A 14,587-nucleotide genomic window follows, 5' to 3' on the forward strand; every position below is an offset into this window, starting at 1 on the left:
TTATCCCTTCTTTCTCATGCTGCAAATAAAGAAACCATCTGTTCCGAAATAATGAGGAAGAATTTGCACACTTCCGTTTTGAACAAACGGAGCAACCTGCTCAGGCAGCCGTTCATTAAGAGATAGATCGGGTTCGAAGTCTTGGTGTTCTTGTAAAAACGCATGAATCACTTGTTGATTTTCTGATGGGTCCATTGTACATGTACTATACACAAGGGTTCCGCCAGGTTTTAAAAGTGGAGCTGTTTCTTTTAAGATTGCCTGCTGAATTATAGCAAGCCTTGCTGAGTCTTCTGGAGACTTTGTATATTTCATATCTGGTTTTCGTCTAATGACGCCAAAACCAGAACACGGTGCATCAATCAGAATCCGGTCAAAGGAAGCTTCGCTGTAATCGTCCTTTGCTTTCCTTGCATCGAGTGCTTTTGCTTCAATCTGAGTAAGGTTTAGACGTTTTGCTGCTTGTTTGATGAGTTTCACTTTATGTTCGTGCAAATCAAGTGAAACAATTTGTCCTTCGTCGTTCATACGCTCAGCGATATGTGTTGATTTTCCGCCCGGAGCCGCACAGGCATCAAGTACAGTTTCTCCCGGCTGAGGGTCTAGTGCTCTTGCAACAAGCATTGAGCTTTCATCTTGAATGGTCACATAGCCTTCTTGAAAAGAAGGAGTTGAAACGATGGACCCTTTCATTAGCTTGAGTGCATCTTCAGATAAGTCTCCAAGCTCCGTTTCGATTCCGGCATCCAGCAGTTTTTGCTTCAATGCTGCGCGGTCCGTTTTTATTCGGTTGACACGAAGGGTTTGCTTTGGCGGTACTAAGTGAATGCGGCACATGCTTTCTGTCGCTTCAAATCCGTACGACTGAACCCATTCCTGCACGAGCCATAATGGGTGGCTTGTCTCAATCGATAGCCGCTTAACTGGATCTTTGATGTCATCAAAAGCCGGAACGCCTTCTCTTTGCACGGAACGAAGAACCCCGTTCACAAGTGAAGAAATGCCCTTGTGCCCTCTCTTTTTCGTTAGCTCTACTGCTTCATGGATGGCTGCACGATCTGGAATCTTTTCAAGGTAGACCATTTGATAAAGAGACATCCGCAAAAGCTGCATGACCCACGGAGCCACCTTTTGCGGTTTTTTCACAAATGGTGCCAGCATATAATCTAATGCCAGCTTGTTTTGCAGTGTACCGTAGACAAGCTCTGTTAAGAGCGGCTTGTCTTGATCTGCCAAGTCTTTGTCTTTCATGACTGACTGCAACAGTAAATTACTATAAGCTTGGTTTTGTTCGAGTTTGATTAAAGCGTCCAGCGCTACTTCTCTCACATTACTTTTCTTCATTCATTAACCCTAATTTCTGTCCAATTTCGATATTTGCGCCTCTTAGGAAGTCTTCGCCGCTCATCTTTTTCTTACCAGCTGGCTGTACACCTGTTAATAGAAGGCCCTGTTTATTCCCAGTTCCAATGACTGGACCTTCTTTTTGAAGCTCAATCACTTTCCCAGCTTCTTCTTGCACTTCGAGTGGAACTTTTTTTGCTTCCCATACTTTTAGATGAGCCCCGTTCCATTCAGTATAGGCAACTGGCCATGGATTTAAGCCGCGAACTTGGTTATAAAGCTCTTCACCGGTCTTTGTCCAGTCTAACCTTTCCTGCTCTCGCTTTATATTAGGTGCGTACGTTGCGGCATCTTCATTTTGCGGAATTGGCGAAATAGATCCGCTCAGAACATTCGGCACAGTATCTTTCAATAGGGCAGCACCTGCTACACTTAATTTGTCATGCAATGTACCGACATTGTCTAATTCATCGATTTCCACTTCTACTTTACTGATCATATCCCCTGCATCAAGTCGTTCCACCATGTACATGATCGTAACGCCTGTTTTCTTTTTACCTTGAAGGATCGCATAATGGATCGGCGCGCCCCCTCTTAGTTCTGGGAGCAGTGAGGCATGTACATTGATACAGCCAAACTGAGGTTCATCCAGCAATCGTTTTGGTAGAATTTGTCCAAATGCCGCCGTGACAATTAAATCCGGCTTTAATGCAAGCACTTTATCAATTTCTTCATCAAGACGTACCTTTTCAGGCTGCAAGACCGGAATGCCATGCTTTAAGGCTTCCACTTTCACAGGAGGCGGCGTGAGAACTCGTTTTCTGCCTTTCGGGCGATCTGGCTGCGTGACGACCCCGACGACTTCGTATCCTTCTGTTATGAGTGTTTGCAGCACAGGTACTGAGAAATCAGGGGTTCCCATAAATACAATACGTGCCATTTTCTTCACCCTTCCATTTCCGCTAGTTCTTTTTCTGTATAAGTTTGAATGATTTTCGACGTAAATAATATGCCGTCTAAATGATCAATTTCGTGCAATAAAGCTCTTGCTAAAAATCCTTCTGCTTCTATTGTATATGGTTTGCCTTTCTTATCAAAGGCTTTTACCTTCACATAGCTTGGTCTTTCTACTGTACCGTATAAAGATGGAAAGCTCAGGCAGCCTTCAATATCTGTTTGACTTCCTTTTACTTCAAGAACCTCGGGATTCACTAAATCAATTCTGCCAGATTCTTCACCGATATCAACAACAGCAATTCTTTGTGAAATGCCAATTTGTGGTGCTGCTAGTCCGACTCCGTCTAGCTCAAGCATTGTATCATACATATCATCAAGTAGCTTTTTAAGCTTTTTATCGAACGTATCGACAGACTCTGCCTTTTGTTCGAGTACTTCTGCCGGATGTATGACTATTGGTTTTACTGCCACTTAAAGCCCTCCGTTTTACATCATCATATATGGATTCATATCTATTGAAATCATCAATTGTTTTTGTTCCATTTCCTTTTGATAATGATCTTGTATTTTCCGTAGTAAACTTGCCAGTTCATTTTCCCTTTTGTATTTTATCACGCATTGATATCGATATCTATCTTTGATCTTAGCGATTGGTGATGCAGCCGGACCAAGGATTCTTGTATTCGGTGCACAGTTCATTTTTAGAAACTGAACGATTTGATCCGTGACATGCGCTGCCTTTGTCACTTCCTCATGTGATACAGTCACCATCGCCAAAAAGTAATACGGCGGATAAGACTGGTGGCGGCGATGCAGCATCTCCTGTTCATAAAAGGCTTCGTAGTCATGCTGCTTCGTTAATTCAATACTATAGTGAGAAGGCGTATACGATTGAATGATGACAGAGCCCGCTTTTTCATGTCGTCCTGCCCTGCCGCTGACCTGCGTGAGCAACTGAAATGTTTTTTCACTTGAACGGAAATCAGGAATATGAAGAGACGTATCCGCACTTAGAACTCCAACTAGTGTGACATCTGGGAAATCTAACCCTTTTGCAATCATCTGCGTCCCGAGCAAGATGTCCGCTTCTTTATTGCCAAAAGATGTAAGGAGTTTTTCGTGAGCACCTTTACGAGACGTTGTATCCACATCCATTCGAATGACTCTTGCCTCTGGCAGTACTTTTCTCAGCTCTTCTTCTACACGCTGCGTACCCGTACCAAAATAGCGAATATGCTCACTATGGCATTCTGGACATTCTTCTGGCACTGGTGCTTCGTGACCGCAATAATGGCATTTCAGACGTTTTTGATAGCGGTGATAGGTAAGAGAAATTTCGCAATGAGGACATTGCTCCACATATCCGCAATCACGGCACATCACAAAGGATGAATAGCCCCTTTTATTCAGAAATAAGACAGCTTGTTCTTTTCTTTCAAGCACTTCCTTTAATCTGAGCATTAATTCTTCTGAAAACATAGATCTGTTACCATTTCTCAATTCTTCTCTCATATCAATTAACGAAACGTGCGGCAGCTTCTGCTGGTTCACTCGGTGCTTAAGCGTGAGCAGTGTAAACACGCCTTTTTTGGCACGCGCGTACGTTTCAAGTGAAGGGGTTGCACTGCCTAAAACGACTGGACATTGATGCCTTTTGGCTCGTTCAATGGCGACGTCCTTGGCATGATAACGGGGCATTTCCTCTTGTTTATAAGAAGATTCATGCTCTTCATCTATGATAATCATGCCTAGATTTTCAAATGGTGCGAAAACTGCCGATCTCGCGCCCACAACAAGCTTGACTTCTTTGCGGTGGATTTTCCGCCATTCATCATATTTTTCCCCTGTCGATAAGCCGCTATGAAGGACAGCCACATTTGAACCAAATCGTTCTTTAAACCGTTGAACCATTTGAGGGGTCAACGAGATTTCTGGAACAAGAACGATCGCTTCTTTTCCTTTTTGAAGAGCATGATCAATCGTCTGCAAGTATATTTCCGTTTTACCGCTTCCTGTTACCCCGTGCAGCAGAAAGGTCTCGTGCCGGTCATCACTGACTGCTTGATGAATATGTTTTGCCGCTTCTGCTTGTTCAGGCATGAGGTCAAGTGAGGCAGAAGGTGTAAACGCCCGGTCCCGATAAGGATCGCGGTAGACCTCTTCATAGCTTTCTATTAACAGTCCTTCTTGAATCAAGGTTTTAAGCGTTTGAGAACTCGCGCCTGTTTGTTGCTGCAAGTCTTTCGCTAAAAAGGTCGTCTCACTCGCTTGAAGCAAGAAGGAGAGCAGTGCCTTTTGTTTGACCGCATTTTTCTTCAGCTGCTGCTGCTTTTCTTCAAGCTTATCTTTCGAAACTGCTAGTTGGAGCATGCGCACTTTTTTCTTTCCAGATTTTTGCGAGACGTGATACCTTACCTCTAGATGCCCTTTTTGGACATGCTTTTGAATCTGTTTTAGTTGTTCAGCTGGAATGTCAGCGTAAAGAATGCTATCTCGCTGACCGAAAAGCTCTTTCAATGACTGCGGAAGTTCTTCATCTGACAGCACTTGAATTTCTTTTTCATACTTCGCCTTCATGGCTGCAGGCAACATCGATTGAAGTGCCGTTATGTGATAGGACAATGTTTTTTCCGTCAGCCAGTGGGAAAGCTCCATTAGCTCATCTGTCAGAACAGGTGATAAATCAAATAAATCGACAATGTCCTTTATGCTTCCTGTTTTTACGTCTGTTTCTTCTTTGACTTTTGTCACAAACCCTTGAATCTTCCTCGGGCCAAAGGGAACGACCACCCTCATTCCCGCTTTGACGAGATCTTTGAATCGATCTGGTACACGGTAATCGAATGGCCGATCAATGGCTTTCGTCGTGACATCTACGATGACTTCAGCAATCATGCTCGATCACGCTCTTTTGGCAACAGCTGTTTTGCCTCCTTTAAGATTTCAAAAGCGAGGTCTTTTTTGCTCATCATCGGCAGTTCTTTTGTTGTACCATCTGCTTTGATGATGGCTGCTACATTTGTGTCTGTCGCAAATCCTGCACCTTCTTTTGTGACGTTGTTGGCCACAATCATATCTAAATGCTTAGATTCGATTTTCTTTTTCGCATAATATTCTACATCCTGCGTTTCAGCTGCAAAACCGACAAGCACTTGATGCTCTTTTCTTTTCCCCAGCTCTTTTAAAATATCTTTAGTCCGAGTGAATTCTATCTCTAAGGCGCCGTCCTGTTTTTTCATTTTATGTGGATATGAGGTCACGGGGGTATAGTCGGCGACGGCTGCTGATTTAATGAAAAGGTCCGCTTCCTCATACTCAGCTAATGCGGCTTGATACATGTCCTCTGCCGATTCAACGTGCACCACATGGACATGATTAGGTTCAGTTAAAGAAACAGGTCCTGAAATGAGCGTGACATCTGCGCCCATCTGCTGCGCAGCCTCTGCAATCGCATAGCCCATTTTTCCTGACGATCGATTTGTAAAGAAACGCACAGGATCGATGACTTCTCTAGTAGGACCTGCTGTCACCACGACTTTTTTACCTGAGAGCGGTAAGCTTTTTGGCTCTTCAAAAAATGCACGGATGTGCTCTACGATTTTTTCAGGCTCCTCTAATCGCCCTTTTCCAATGTAGCCACACGCTAAATAACCTTCGCTCGGTTCAATAAACCGGTAGCCATCCTCATATAATGTGCGAATGTTCCGCTTCACAGCTGGGTGATCATACATATGCACATTCATCGCTGGTGCAATCCATACAGGAGCGATTGAAGCAAGTAAGGTCGTCGTGAGCATATCATCTGCAAGCCCTGCCGCCATTTTACCAATCGTATGTGCTGTTGCAGGGGCAACTAGAATGAGATCGGCCCAGTCAGCTACATCAATATGCGCTATGACCTTTGGATTGTTTTCTTTAAATGTATCCACATACACCTCATGTCGAGACAGAGCTTGGAAGGTAAGCGGAGACACAAACTCACGAGCAGATTCCGTCATAATGACTCTTACATTTGCGCCCGCCTGTACGAGTTTACTAGTAAGTGCAGCTGCTTTATATACGGCGATTCCTCCGCTGACGCCGAGCAAAATATTTTTTGACTGTAACATTAGTTTGTCCCCCTTAACGGCCTTTTTCACAAATTCGTCTACAATTCAAAAAAGTCAAAACCAATCATAGTTTTGACTTTTTTGAACGTATCGTATCTGCATAGCAGAAGCGATGTGTTATTCTTGATCCTCTTTTTCAAATGTCAAAAGACCGGCATCGATTTCTTCAAGTGCTTTGCCTACAAATTTGTAAGACTTCGTATTTTCGATTTGCTGATCTTGGTGGATCTGCATTTCACGTGCACGGCGTGCAGATACTGTTACAAGTGTATATTTTGAATCAAGTTTGTTCATCAATGAGTCAATTGAAGGATCTAACATGGTTTATTCTACCCCCAGCATTTTTTTATATCTTGGTGCGACTCTGTCTCTGCGCAAGTGTTCTGCAAGGACGATCGCTTTGATTCTTTCACAAGCAAGCTCGACATCATCGTTTTCGACGACATAGTCGTAAGCATCCATCATTTCAATCTCTTCTTTTGCAGCAGCCATTCGATTTCGAATGAGCTCCTCAGACTCTGTACCACGCGTAATGATGCGGTTCTGAAGTTCTGAAAGACTAGGCGGTGCAAGGAAAATAAAAAGACCTTCTGGAAATGCTTCTCTTACTTGAAGTGCACCTTGCACTTCGATTTCAAGGAAAACATCTTTTCCTTCGCTTAATGTCTGTTCTACATAGTCAACAGGCGTGCCGTAGTAATTCCCGACATACTCTGCCCATTCTAACAGCTTTTTGTTTTCAATCATATGTTCAAATTCTTCCCTGGATTTAAAGAAATAATCGACACCATTTCTTTCACCTTCACGCGGTTTACGTGTTGTCACAGAAATAGAGTATTCAAATTTCGTATCTTCCTGGGAGAAAATGGCCTGTCTGACCGTTCCTTTTCCAACTCCCGAAGGTCCAGAGAGAACGATTAAAAGTCCTCTTTCTTTCATAATGGCGTATTACCCCTGCCCTTCATCTATGATTTCTTCTTTTACAGAAAGTCTTTGCGCGACAGTCTCAGGCTGAACGGCAGATAAGATGACATGGTCACTGTCCATAATGACAACAGCACGGGTTCTTCTTCCGTATGTAGCATCTATGAGCATGCCTCGATCTCTTGCGTCTTGTATCATTCGTTTAATCGGTGCTGATTCCGGACTGACGATCGAAATCATCCGATTCGCTGAAATGATGTTTCCAAATCCGATATTGATCAACTTTATGGTCATCTTCTAACGTCCCCCTGTATTATAAACGTCTCTAGTCTCGCCGAAAGAGACGTACTGTAAACAGCATACACAATGACTATTCTATATTTTGCACTTGTTCTTTTATTTTTTCAATAGCACTTTTCATTTCAACCACGAGCTTAGTTAAATGATGATGGTTCGCTTTTGAGCCAATGGTGTTCACTTCACGGTTGAGCTCCTGTACAAGAAAATCAAGTTTTCTTCCGGCAGCACCGCCTTGCATCAAGATTTGCTGGAATTGTTGAAAGTGACTTTTCAATCTCGTAATCTCTTCTGTAATGTCACACCGGTCAGCAAAGATCGCAGCTTCTGTTGTCAATCTGCTTTCGTCAAGCGCCTCTCCAACCCACTCTTGCAAACGCTGATTGAGCCTGTCTTTATACTGACTCACAACCTCTGGTGCAAAGACTTTGATTTCTTCTGTATAGGCTTCTAATTCAGAAAGCCTCAGCTCACAGTCTTTTTGAAGTGATGTCCCCTCCTGCTCTCTCATGAAACAAAGCTCCTTGACAGCCGTTTCACAAGCTTCCATCAGCAATTGCTCTAATTGCTCATTTCGGCTGGCGGATTCTTCTACTTGAACGGCATGCTCTAGCCCAAGTAAGTCATGTGCATGCTGAATGCCTGAAATGTGATAGCGCTTCTCGAGATCTTTTGCGGCTTTCATGTATTCATCAAGCAGCGACCAGTCGATCTGCAAGGACCGGCTTGCTAGTTTACCGCCTTCAATCGTAACAAACAGCTCAATTCTACCACGCTGCACGTGACGAAGAATGATTTTTTTTAATGTGTCTTCGAAATATAAAAGCGGCCTCGGCAAACGGGCATGAACCTCTTTAAAACGGTGATTGACCGATTTTAGCTCAACTGACACTGTCAGTTCTCCATCCGTTTTACTCGCTTGACCGAATCCCGTCATACTGCGTATCATGTCAAAACACCCAATTCTTTCATATTAATAAAATGAAAAAGGTAATAGCAGACACTATTACCTCAAAATTATACCATAACGAATTATTTTTTTCTTGTCAAAAGTGATCCTGCCAGTAAAAAAGTTGGCAGTGCAGACATACCGATGATCAATAGCCAATCAATTGGTGCAATCGCCACCGTTTTGAAAATCGGCTGTAGCGGCGGATAATAAATGACCACAAACATCAATAAAAGTGATGACAAAACCGCACCGATTAAGTAAAGATTCCCGAATGGATTCCGCTCAAAGATGGATCGTTCACTGCGGCAGTCAAATACATGAATGAGCTGCGCCAACACAAGCGTACTAAATGCAACAGTCTGCGCATATGGCAGATTGTTTGGATCACGGTGATACACAAACATAAATGCTAAAAGGGTCGCAAGTCCAATGAGGAACCCTCTAGATACAACCTTCCAGCCGAGTCCTCTAGCAAAAATCCCCTCTTTCATATTCCTCGGCTTCCTTTTCATGACATCGCCTTCTGGCTTATCCATGCCAAGCGCCATCGCCGGGAGACCATCTGTGACGAGGTTGACCCATAAAATTTGAATAGGAACGAGAGGAAGCGGAAGCGCTAGAAGCATCGCAAACAGCATAACCAAAATTTCCCCCACATTTGATGCGAGCAAATAACGGACAAACTTACGGATGTTTTCATAAATATTTCGGCCTTCTTTAATAGCCGATTTAATGGTCGCAAAGTTGTCATCAAGTAAAATAAGAGAGGACGCTTCCTTGGCTACGTCTGTTCCAGTGATGCCCATAGAGATACCGATATCTGCTTGTTTAATTGCAGGCGCATCATTGACCCCGTCACCTGTCATCGCTACAATATGTCCATTTTTTTGATAGGCCTTCACAATTCTCAGCTTATGCTCCGGTGATACCCGTGCAAAGACGTATACATTTTCAGCCGTTTGCTCAAGCTCTTTGTCACTCATCTGATCCAGCGCTTTTCCGTCGAGCACCTTTCCTTGCTTTGGTAAAAGGCTCAAGTCTTTCGCAATCGCTTTGGCTGTTTCCACGTGATCTCCTGTAATCATGACTGTTTTTATACCCGCATCCCTGCACTCTTTAATCGCTCGTCTCACTTCAGGACGAGGGGGATCGATCATGCCTTCTAGCCCGATAAATGTTAAATCAGTTTCAGCCTGCTGGACAGAGGTGATGGTTTCGGTCAGACCAACTTTTTTATACGCAATGGCGATCGTTCTGAGCGCTTGTCTTGCTAAACTTTGAATCGCAGCCTCTGTTTCTTGCCTATGAGTGGTTGAAAATGACGCTGTACGGCCGCCGTGCATGATATGGCTGGAACGGTTCATTAGGACATCAGGTGCACCTTTTGCAATGACGTACCGCTCTTTTTGATTCGTTTCGACGACGACTGACATCATCTTTCTTTCTGAATCAAAAGGAAACTCTTCTACCACGTGAAATCCTGCTTCGATGAATTGCTCTGTAAAACCCGCTTTACGTGCTGCGGTGAGAAGTGCCCCCTCTGTCGGATCACCATCAAGCCTCATTTCGCCATCTTTTTCAACGATGGTCGATGTATTACAAAGCGCCCCATATAATAACACCTTTTGCAGGCTTGGATGTTTGTCGACATGGACAAGTTCTCCGTTCAAGGTGAAATCACCAGATGGCTCATAGCCCGTACCAGAAATATTCCACGTTTTGCCCTCTGCCCATACATGGGTCACAGTCATTTTATTTTGCGTCATGGTTCCTGTTTTATCTGAACAAATGATCGACGCACAGCCAAGAGTCTCCACCGCCGGGAGTTTTCTGACAATCGATTTTTGTTTGATCATCCGCTGCACGCCTAGTGAAAGTGCGACGGTGACAATCGCAGGTAGGCCTTCAGGAATGGCAGCAACTGCAAGTGATACTCCCGCCAGGAACATATGATACAAATCATGTCCTTGCACAACGCCAAGAACAACAACGAGCACCGTTAAAAATAAAGCAACGACAATGAGGATTTTCCCAAGCTGTTCGAGACGTCTTTGCAGCGGTGTTTCCATATTCCCTGCTGCATCCAGCATGCCAGCAATTTGTCCCATCGCTGTATTCATCCCTGTCCCAATGACAACGCCCACGCCGCTTCCTCTAGTGACAAGCGTCCCCATAAAGGCCATGTTCGTCAAATCACCAAGCGAGACATGGTTGCTAGAAAGCGGACTTGCGTGTTTGACTGCTGGGATGGATTCGCCAGTGAGAGCAGACTCCTCGATTTCCAGGCTCTTTGTTTCTAGTAATCTAATATCTGCCCCAATTCGGTCTCCACTTGAAAATTTCACAATATCCCCTGGCACAAGATGTTTAGACGGGATCTTGATCCATTCATTATTTCTCCTTGCATACACATGCGGGGTTGATAATTCCTTTAGCGCTTGAAGGGATTTTTCCGCCCGGCGCTCTTGATAAAAGCCGAGCACTCCATTAATGAGAACAATCGCTACAATGGCAACTGCATCAATGTATTCACCTAGAAAAGCAGAAATGATCGTTGCTGCAAGCAAGATTAACACCATAAAATCTTTAAATTGCGCTAAAAAAATGATCAGAGCCGACGCCTTTTTCCCTTCTTGCAATTCATTTGGCCCATGTTTTTCAAGCCGTTTTTGTACATCTTTTTCTGACAGTCCGTCACCTATCGATGTATTCATTGTTTTTAATAAATCGGTTTGGTTCAGTTCATGCCAATTCATTTGACCTCGTCCACTCCTCTTTTGTTCTCTCTCATATGCAGTGTTCTATAAGCCAGTTTATTCAGACTCGTCCTAAATCATGCTATAATAATGAGACTGCCTAAAGAACGAGAAATGGAAGGTTCTTTCAGTAGATTTGTGTGAAAGAAGAGGGTGTATCCAACATGTCATTTGACGGCATTTTTACATATGGTATGACAAATGAATTGCAAGAGACATTAACTGGCGGTAGAATTTCAAAAATCCATCAGCCATATAAGCACGAGTTGATTTTTCATATCCGAGCAAACGGAAAGAATCATAAGCTCCTTTTATCCGCTCACCCGAGCTACGCTAGAGTGCAGCTCACAGAGCAGCAATATGACAATCCTAGCGAACCTCCAATGTTTTGTATGCTCCTTAGAAAACATCTTGAGGGCGGATTCATTGAACGTTTCGAACAAATTGGATTTGACCGAGTGATCGTACTTCATGTACGAAGCCGCAATGAAATTGGCGACGAACAGACTCGAAAGCTCTACATTGAAATCATGGGAAGACATAGTAATTTGATTCTTGTCGAAGATGACACGCAGCAGATAATCGATGGCCTGAAGCATCTTTCTCCATCTGTGAACAGCTACCGGACAGTGCTTCCTGGTCACGAATACCTTCTGCCGCCTGCTCAGCAAAAATTAAATCCGTTTGCAGTAACGAAGGATGATATTTTAAAACATTTACGCTTTCAAGAAGGAATGATCGCAAAACAAATTGTCGATACATTCTCTGGGGTTTCTCCTCTGTTTGCAAAGGAAGCTGTACACAGGGCCGGTCTTGTTAATCAGGAAACCATTCCAAATACACTGCTCGACATGTTCCAGCTTATTCGCATGCATTCCTTTACTCCGCAGCTCACAAGAAAAGATGGGAAGGAGTATTTCTATTTATTAGAGCTACAGCATATCGATGGTGAAATGAAAACATTCGACTCTCTCAGCCAGCTGCTTGACCGCTTTTATTTCGGCAAAGCTGAAAGAGACAGAGTGAAACAACAAGCGTCTGACCTTGAACGGTTTGTCGTAAATGAAAAAAAGAAAAATGAAAACAAGCTCAAAAAACTGAACAGAACCCTTGAGGAATCTCAAAATGCCCATAAATATCAGCTCTATGGCGAATTGCTAACAGCCAATTTATATGCCATCAAAAAAGGGGATAAAGAGGCGACTGTCATCAATTATTACGATGAAGATGGCGGAGAAATCACGATACCGCTCAAAACAAACAAAACCCCTTCTGAAAATGCGCAAGCATATTTCACAAAATATCAAAAGGCAAAAAATGCAGTAGAAGCGGTCAATGTACAAATTGAGCGGACACATGAAGAGATTGCTTATTTTGATGAGTTGATTCAGCAGCTGTCCTCTGCCTCACCGAAAGATTTAGAGGAAATGAGAGAAGAGCTTGTTGAGGGGAAATATTTACGCGCCAAACAAAAGCGTAACGCCAAAAAGAAAAAAACGGCGGCGATTCAGCTCGAAACGTATGAATCGTCTCAAGGGATTCCGATCTTGGTCGGAAAAAACAACAAACAAAACGAATATTTAACCACAAAAGCGGCTGCCCGTGACGATATTTGGCTGCACACGAAAGATATTCCTGGATCACACGTCGTCATCCGTCATCAAACGCCTGATGAACAGACGCTGCTTGAAGCGGCTCAAATCGCTGCCTACTTCTCGAAGGCAAAAGAGTCGAGCTCCGTACCTGTCGATTACACGAAAATCCGGCATGTGAAAAAACCAAATGGAGCCAAGCCCGGTTTTGTGACATATGATCAACAGCAAACATTATTTGTCACCCCTGACGAAGATGTGGTTCTAAAGCTCCGAAAATAATAATAGCCGATAAAATCTTTTAAGGAGATTTTATCGGCTTTTTCTTTGTTGTTTTTTTCTTTCGATATAGAGAGCGTCAAGTGCATCTACATCCTCTTGTTCAAGCAATGTCTCAATTTCCGCAGCCAGCTGTTTTGTCCGAGCTGGGCTCGCACCGCTTGTAGAGACTGAAATCGTCACTCTCCCTGCTTTGACCACCTTTGGCACGATCACATTGCCAAGTTCTGATTGGCTCACACAATTCACAAGCTGATGGGGCCTTGCTGTTTGGGCAATCCATTCATTTACCGCCGGATCATTTGTAGCAGCGACAATGAAAAAAGCATCCTCTAAATCTTCAGCATCCACTTTCTTTTCTTTCCAATTCAGGTTGTATGTATCAATGAGACGTGCCATTTCTTTAGAAATGCCAGGACTCACGATGGTGATATGGCAAGGCTCTATACATAGCGCCTCTGCCCTTCTTGCCGCTATTTTTCCACCGCCGGCAATGAGCACTTGTTGATTGGTTAAATCAAGATGGACTGGAAGCATGGCTTTCTCCTTGAAAATGAAACGCATCATCTTTGTTTAAAATGGTTTCTTGCACACGTTCAATATAAGCTGCTTTTACATGCGGATGAAAGCCAATATACCGGCATACCCGGACATCTTTTAGCCTCTCTCTCGCCTGAGCCGCTTCATTTTCAATCTCTTTCATTAACATACCCGTAAACAACAGGTAAGGAACAAGATAAACAGGAACATCATCATCTACTGTTAATTGCGCCAGAACATCTCGGTAATTTGGTTCACATGCTGTAATAAAACATGGCAGGACTTCTGCAAGAGGCAGCAGGCGCCTGACATCGTCCGCAATGCCAAACACATCTCGCTTCACATCTGGATCAGAGCTTCCACGGCCAATTAAAAGAATCCGTGCTTTCTCGCCTTGATATCCTGCTTCTTCAATTCTTGCAGCAACTGCTTTTGTCACTTCTTGGTTGACCCCGATTGGTTTTCCGTATGTGACCTTCACTTGCGGGTATCGTTTTTGTACTTTCTCAATCTCAACTGGAATATCTGATTTAGCATGCATAGCAGTTAAAAGGAGGAGCGGGACGATCGCAATGTGTGTCGCTCCTTTTTTCACACAAGCTTCAAAACCTTCTTCTATAGAAGGGGCTGTCAGTTCTAAAAAACAAATCTCTTGTATATCGGCTTCTACTAATGGCATACAGCTTTTCATAAAAGAAATGGCTTTATCTTGTGCTTCTTTTACCCTGCTTCCATGTCCAACATAAAGGACAGCTTGTTTCATGTGACTCCTCCCTCTCACTTTGTTTTGTTCAGACGAAAAGACACGATCAATGTACGTGTCTCTTCTTTATTATT

The 14,587-nt window shown here is 43.5% G+C and carries 13 protein-coding genes; 1 reads left to right on the forward strand and 12 read right to left on the reverse strand.

Translation table 11 applies throughout. From position 1 onward, the window contains the following. From rsmB to GPS65_RS09030, 10 genes are all read right to left on the reverse strand, one after another. Positions 1-1,344 carry a 16S rRNA (cytosine(967)-C(5))-methyltransferase RsmB gene (rsmB, locus tag GPS65_RS08985; RefSeq protein WP_012009916.1) on the reverse strand — a complete coding sequence of 448 codons (1,344 nt, stop codon included), beginning with the start codon at positions 1,342-1,344 and terminating at the stop codon, positions 1-3. After that, entirely contained in the window at positions 1,331-2,284 is a 954-nt protein-coding gene (gene fmt, locus GPS65_RS08990; RefSeq protein WP_012009915.1) for a methionyl-tRNA formyltransferase, read from the reverse strand. Before fmt ends, rsmB begins: the two co-directional genes overlap by 14 nt. A 5-nt stretch (positions 2,285-2,289) precedes the next feature. Continuing rightward, positions 2,290-2,772 carry a peptide deformylase gene (gene def, locus GPS65_RS08995; protein ID WP_119124833.1) on the reverse strand — a complete coding sequence of 161 codons (483 nt, stop codon included), beginning with the start codon at positions 2,770-2,772 and terminating at the stop codon, positions 2,290-2,292. A 15-nt stretch (positions 2,773-2,787) separates the two neighbouring features. After that, complete coding sequence (gene priA, locus GPS65_RS09000; protein WP_161985407.1) at positions 2,788-5,196, reverse strand: primosomal protein N'; 2,409 nt, start codon at positions 5,194-5,196, stop codon at positions 2,788-2,790. After that, on the reverse strand, positions 5,193-6,410 hold the full coding sequence (coaBC, locus tag GPS65_RS09005; protein ID WP_161985408.1) for a bifunctional phosphopantothenoylcysteine decarboxylase/phosphopantothenate--cysteine ligase CoaBC: 1,218 nt from the start codon (positions 6,408-6,410) through the stop codon (positions 5,193-5,195). Before coaBC ends, priA begins: the two co-directional genes overlap by 4 nt. 117 nt (positions 6,411-6,527) lie before the next feature. Continuing rightward, entirely contained in the window at positions 6,528-6,731 is a 204-nt protein-coding gene (gene rpoZ, locus GPS65_RS09010; RefSeq protein WP_003211647.1) for a DNA-directed RNA polymerase subunit omega, read from the reverse strand. A gap of 3 nt (positions 6,732-6,734) precedes the next feature. After that, positions 6,735-7,349 (reverse strand): guanylate kinase, encoded by a 615-nt coding sequence (gmk, locus tag GPS65_RS09015; RefSeq protein WP_003212381.1) that lies wholly within the window; start codon positions 7,347-7,349, stop codon positions 6,735-6,737. A 9-nt stretch (positions 7,350-7,358) separates the two neighbouring features. After that, positions 7,359-7,628 carry an extracellular matrix/biofilm regulator RemA gene (gene remA, locus GPS65_RS09020; RefSeq protein WP_008344898.1) on the reverse strand — a complete coding sequence of 90 codons (270 nt, stop codon included), beginning with the start codon at positions 7,626-7,628 and terminating at the stop codon, positions 7,359-7,361. Positions 7,629-7,704: 76 nt separating this feature from the next. Next, the gene (locus GPS65_RS09025; protein WP_119124831.1) at positions 7,705-8,580 is read right to left on the reverse strand and encodes a YicC/YloC family endoribonuclease; all 876 of its coding nucleotides are present in this window, start codon (positions 8,578-8,580) and stop codon (positions 7,705-7,707) included. Between the two features lie 83 nt (positions 8,581-8,663). Beyond that, positions 8,664-11,339: a calcium-translocating P-type ATPase, SERCA-type gene (locus tag GPS65_RS09030; protein WP_119124830.1), complete on the reverse strand. Its 2,676-nt coding sequence runs from the start codon at positions 11,337-11,339 to the stop codon at positions 8,664-8,666. Positions 11,340-11,503: 164 nt separating this feature from the next. On the opposite strand from GPS65_RS09030, the gene GPS65_RS09035 reads away from it, so the two are divergent. Next, a complete protein-coding gene (locus GPS65_RS09035) occupies positions 11,504-13,213 on the forward strand; it encodes an Rqc2 family fibronectin-binding protein (RefSeq protein ID WP_144481868.1) in 1,710 nt (569 codons plus the stop codon). A gap of 30 nt (positions 13,214-13,243) precedes the next feature. Here GPS65_RS09035 and GPS65_RS09040 read toward each other — a convergent pair whose 3' ends face one another. Further along, complete coding sequence (locus GPS65_RS09040) at positions 13,244-13,747, reverse strand: precorrin-2 dehydrogenase/sirohydrochlorin ferrochelatase family protein (RefSeq protein ID WP_119124828.1); 504 nt, start codon at positions 13,745-13,747, stop codon at positions 13,244-13,246. Further along, complete coding sequence (locus GPS65_RS09045) at positions 13,728-14,513, reverse strand: sirohydrochlorin chelatase (protein WP_119124827.1); 786 nt, start codon at positions 14,511-14,513, stop codon at positions 13,728-13,730. The genes GPS65_RS09040 and GPS65_RS09045 overlap by 20 nt, the downstream gene beginning before the upstream one ends. Positions 14,514-14,587 lie beyond the last annotated feature (74 nt).

The sequence above is a fragment of the Bacillus pumilus genome (genome assembly GCF_009937765.1).
Classification (GTDB): Bacteria; Bacillota; Bacilli; order Bacillales; family Bacillaceae; genus Bacillus; species Bacillus pumilus_O.

Coding starts and splice junctions, on each gene's coding strand:
- rsmB (WP_012009916.1), bottom strand. CDS start 1,344: ATGAAGAAAAGTAATGTGAGAGAAGTAGCGCTGGACGCTTTAATCAAA.
- fmt (WP_012009915.1), bottom strand. CDS start 2,284: ATGGCACGTATTGTATTTATGGGAACCCCTGATTTCTCAGTACCTGTG.
- priA (WP_161985407.1), bottom strand. CDS start 5,196: ATGATTGCTGAAGTCATCGTAGATGTCACGACGAAAGCCATTGATCGG.
- coaBC (WP_161985408.1), bottom strand. CDS start 6,410: ATGTTACAGTCAAAAAATATTTTGCTCGGCGTCAGCGGAGGAATCGCC.
- rpoZ (WP_003211647.1), bottom strand. CDS start 6,731: ATGTTAGATCCTTCAATTGACTCATTGATGAACAAACTTGATTCAAAA.
- gmk (WP_003212381.1), bottom strand. CDS start 7,349: ATGAAAGAAAGAGGACTTTTAATCGTTCTCTCTGGACCTTCGGGAGTT.
- remA (WP_008344898.1), bottom strand. CDS start 7,628: ATGACCATAAAGTTGATCAATATCGGATTTGGAAACATCATTTCAGCG.
- GPS65_RS09025 (WP_119124831.1), bottom strand. CDS start 8,580: ATGATACGCAGTATGACGGGATTCGGTCAAGCGAGTAAAACGGATGGA.
- GPS65_RS09030 (WP_119124830.1), bottom strand. CDS start 11,339: ATGAATTGGCATGAACTGAACCAAACCGATTTATTAAAAACAATGAAT.
- GPS65_RS09035 (WP_144481868.1), top strand. CDS start 11,504: ATGTCATTTGACGGCATTTTTACATATGGTATGACAAATGAATTGCAA.
- GPS65_RS09040 (WP_119124828.1), bottom strand. CDS start 13,747: ATGCTTCCAGTCCATCTTGATTTAACCAATCAACAAGTGCTCATTGCC.
- GPS65_RS09045 (WP_119124827.1), bottom strand. CDS start 14,513: ATGAAACAAGCTGTCCTTTATGTTGGACATGGAAGCAGGGTAAAAGAA.